Source organism: Sporosarcina sp. P13, assembly GCF_002743055.1.
Lineage (GTDB): Bacteria > Bacillota > Bacilli > Bacillales_A > Planococcaceae > Sporosarcina.
Map to the genome: position 1 here is coordinate 1 of NZ_PDYM01000066.1, position 4,106 is coordinate 4,106.

The window sequence follows — 4,106 nt, forward strand, 5'->3', positions numbered from 1 at the left end:
ATCTCACCAAGACTTTCTTTACCTTCAACATATCGTTTAATAGCTTGAATCTTTTCTTCCACATCTATTTTCCCCACTTAAACCACATCCTTTTCATTTTAAATGTGTCCAAGTTTTGGGGTGCAGTTCAGTTCGGGAGGGCCCGCGGTAAGCCAACCGGTCGCAAGCTCCCATGGTCGTCTCACCTGTCGGGCTGATCCTCCCCGAGTCGCCGCCTTCCACTACGCTTCACTGGTGTTTTCACCTTTAGTTAGCAAATGGAATGTTTAGCTTTGTACTTATATATTTGAACTTGAACTTAACATATGTAAAGTTGAGTTTCTAAATCACATGATATCTACAATGAAATCTCAGAGTATTTGTATTCTATTTATAGGATTGCAGCGAAAGAAGGGGCGACTCCGGGAGGATCAGCGTGCGCTTTGAGACCCCACAGGTAGCGCCAGCGGACGAGGAGGCTCAAGCCACGCCCTCCGGAAAGCGTCCCCTTCTGTAGCGTAAATCCCAAACAACTATCCTAATTCTCGTCTATAATTTAAAGCACCTGACAAAAATTTGTCAGGTGCTACAGTTTTATGCGTATAGAGGGTGTTGATCTGTAAGGGCTGTGACTGCTTTGCGCGCTTCTGCTTTTGCAGTTTCGTCTTCGTGGTTTTTCAAAAGGTCAGCGATGATACGGCCAACTTCTACCATATCTTCTTCTTTAAATCCACGTGTTGTAACAGCAGGTGTACCGATACGGATTCCAGAAGTTACGAATGGTCCTTCTGTATCGAATGGTACCGTGTTTTTGTTTACAGTGATGCCGATTTCATCTAGTACGTGTTCTGCTACTTTACCTGTCAGGTTTAGTGATTTCAGCTTCACTAGTACGATGTGATTGTCAGTACCGCCAGAAACAACGTCAATTCCTTCTTCTTTAAGTTTCGCAGCTAATGCACTAGCGTTTTTCTTCACTTGTTGTGCATATTCTTTGAATTCCGGTTGCAATGCTTCTTTGAATGCTACCGCTTTTGCAGCGATTACGTGCATCAATGGTCCACCTTGCACACCTGGGAATACCGTTTTGTCGATTTTACGGCCAAACTCTTCAGCAGTTTCTTCATTTAATAGAATCAACCCACCACGTGGTCCACGCAATGTCTTATGAGTTGTAGATGTAATGAAGTGTGCATGAGGTACTGGGCTTGGGTGCTCACCTGTCGCAACTAAACCTGCGATGTGTGCCATATCTACCATTAAGTACGCGCCTACTTCATCAGCAATTTCACGGAATTTCGCGAAGTCGATTTCACGTGGGTATGCACTTGCACCCGCTACGATCATTTTCGGCTTGTGCTCTAACGCTTTTTGACGAACATCTTCATAGTCGATCACTTCTTCTTCTTTTGTTACACCGTATTCTACAAAGTTGTATAGAATTCCAGAGAAGTTTACTGGTGATCCGTGTGTCAAGTGACCGCCATGGGATAAGTTCATACCAAGGACTGTGTCGCCTGGCTCTAATGCTGTGAAGTAAACTGCCATGTTCGCTTGTGCACCAGAGTGCGGTTGGACGTTTGCATATGCTGCACCAAATAATTCTTTAACGCGGTCGCGCGCTAGATCCTCTACTACGTCGACGTGTTCGCAGCCACCGTAGTAACGACGGCCTGGATAACCTTCAGCATATTTATTTGTTAAGTATGATCCTTGAGCTTCCATTACTGCTTCTGTAACAAAGTTTTCTGATGCGATTAGTTCGATGTTTGAGTTTTGACGACCTTTTTCTGCCATAATCGCTTCGAAAACAGCTGAATCATCGCGCTTTACGTTACTTAAGTCCATTAGATAATATCCCCTTTTTTTCTGTTAGTATTTATGTTTTATTGTATTGTACACATATTATTCGTAGTGCGCACGACTTCCGCCAATCAATTTTGGACGTGTCGTTGCGAGTGTAATGATTGCTTCTCCGACCTGTTTAATAGATGTCCGTATTGGTACTACAACAGGCTTCATTTGCATGCCAATTAATGTTTGACCAATATCAATTCCGGCGCTTGCCCGAACCGTCTCAACTACGACTGGATCTTTGAATTGTTTATAGGCGATTGTAGACATCGAGCCACCCGCTTTAAAAACTGGCACGACGGACACAGGTTCTAATTGAAACTGCTGGGCTGTCTTTCGCTCTAACGTTACCGCACGATTAATATGCTCGCAACCTTGAAACGCCAAGTGGATTTGATATTTATCCGCAAATGCCTGAAGTGGTTCGAATATAGCCTCACCGATTTCAAGTGCACCATTCGTTCCGATACGCGCACCTGCAACTTCAGAAGTAGAGCATCCAACTACAAAAATCGTCTCTGCGACAGGTGGTGCTTGTTCCGCAAATTCGGTCAATGCCTGTTCAAGTTGCAGTTTCCATAATGCTATAGCGTCCACTTGTTCATCCTACTTTCTTTATTGCTTTTCTAAATCCATCATTTTATCAATACGACGCTCGTGACGGCCGCCTTCGAATTCAGTTGTTAACCATGTGCTGACGATTTCGCGTGCAAGTCCTGCGCCAATGACGCGTTCACCCATTGCGATGATGTTGGAGTCGTTATGCTCACGTGTTGCTTTTGCGCTGAATACGTCATGTACTAGTGCACAACGGATTCCTTTTACTTTGTTGGCAGCAATCGACATACCGATCCCCGTCCCACAAATTAAAATGCCGCGGTCTACTTTTCCTGCTGCGACGTCGTTAGCTACTGGTATAGCGTAGTCTGGATAGTCGACAGAGGCGTCGGAGTCCGGGCCATAGTCCACGTACTCTATGCCTAGTTCTTTCAATAGATCGGTGATTTCTTTACGGAGATTGTTGCCCCCGTGGTCTGAAGAAATTGCAACTTTCACTGCGCACCCTCATTTCTATTTTTACTTATCGCCTATTCTACCACCATTCGATAAAAAAATCATCGGTTTTACTGCTTTGTTTTTGACTTTTTGATTTTTAAAGTATGTAGTTTTGTCACAAAGACGAATGTTTGCTTGATGACGCTTGTATATTGTCCGTCTTTAAAATTTGTTTTTTGTTGGGGCGTTGCTCGACTTTTTTACGGTACTGAAGTTAGTAAAGGTCGGCTTTCTATTATCGCTTCGGCACGTGGGGGATTGCCTCCCGCCATGAGCCCGCAGTTGTGCCTTCGCTTTTTGAGTACAAGGTAGATTGGTCGGATTTCTGTACACAAGAAAACCATTTTGTGTTGGGGCGTTGCACGACTTATTTAAGGTACAGAATATAGAGAAGGTCGGTTCCCTATCGTCGCTGCGGCACGTGGGGGATTGCCTCCCGCCATGAGCCAACAAGCGAAGGTCGCGCTAGTTGTCTCATGGCTTCGGCTGACCCCGCAGTTGTGCCTTCGCTATTTAGTACAAGGTAGTTTGGTTGGGTTCTGTATATGGTAAAACCAGTTTGTGTTGTGACGTTGCTCGACTCTTTTCCGATACTGAAGTTAGTAAGGGTCAACTTTCTCTCAACGCTGCGGCACGTGGGGGATTGCCTCCCACAAAGAGCCAACTAGCGAAAGTCGCGCTAGCTGTCTCTTTGCTTCGGCCGACCCCGCAGTTGTGCCTTCGCTTTTTGAGTGCAAGGTAGTTCTAGTAGTCTTTGGTACTTAGTAAAAATCACTTTCAGACTTTGGAGTATTTAGAGTACTATGATACTTACCTTCCCTCACTAAACGAAGGCGCCTTACAAGCGGTAGGCGGAGCAATAAGACGGATAGGCGCCCTTCCTATCTGGCTTATTGCGGGAGCCATCCGCCAGCGCCGTAGTGGGTACAGTGATAAATTGCTTCCATACATACAGTAGCGGGTTGAAGTGGATTGAACTTACTGAATCCCTTACTAACTTCAATGAGCTATGCCACTTACTCCCCGCCACTAAACGAAGGTGCCTTACAAGCGGTAGGCGGAGCAATGAGACAGATAGGCGGCCTTCCTGTCTGGCTCATTGCGGGAGCCATCCGCCAGCGCCGTAGTGGGTACAATGATGAATTACTAGCTACATACAGAAGCGGATTGAAGTGGCTTGAACTTACCAAATTCCTTACTAACTTCAAAAAACTATG

At 45.3% G+C, this 4,106-nt stretch carries 4 protein-coding genes; 1 reads left to right on the top strand and 3 read right to left on the bottom strand.

The window, feature by feature from the left end:
- Positions 1-573: 573 nt before the first annotated feature.
- The 3 genes from glyA to rpiB are packed head-to-tail and all read right to left on the bottom strand — an operon-like array spanning position 574 to position 2,889.
- Positions 574-1,827, bottom strand: coding sequence for a serine hydroxymethyltransferase (gene glyA, locus CSV79_RS16235; RefSeq protein WP_099690087.1), 1,254 nt, complete (start codon positions 1,825-1,827; stop codon positions 574-576).
- A gap of 57 nt (positions 1,828-1,884) precedes the next feature.
- Positions 1,885-2,430, bottom strand: coding sequence for a TIGR01440 family protein (locus CSV79_RS16240; protein WP_199171949.1), 546 nt, complete (start codon positions 2,428-2,430; stop codon positions 1,885-1,887).
- An 18-nt stretch (positions 2,431-2,448) separates the two neighbouring features.
- Positions 2,449-2,889, bottom strand: a complete 441-nt coding sequence (gene rpiB / locus CSV79_RS16245; RefSeq protein ID WP_099690088.1) for a ribose 5-phosphate isomerase B — start codon at positions 2,887-2,889, stop codon at positions 2,449-2,451.
- A gap of 972 nt (positions 2,890-3,861) precedes the next feature.
- On the opposite strand from rpiB, the gene CSV79_RS16685 reads away from it, so the two are divergent.
- Positions 3,862-4,106, top strand: a 245-nt coding sequence (locus tag CSV79_RS16685; protein ID WP_143560599.1) for a hypothetical protein, incomplete at its 3' end; no start/stop codon positions are given.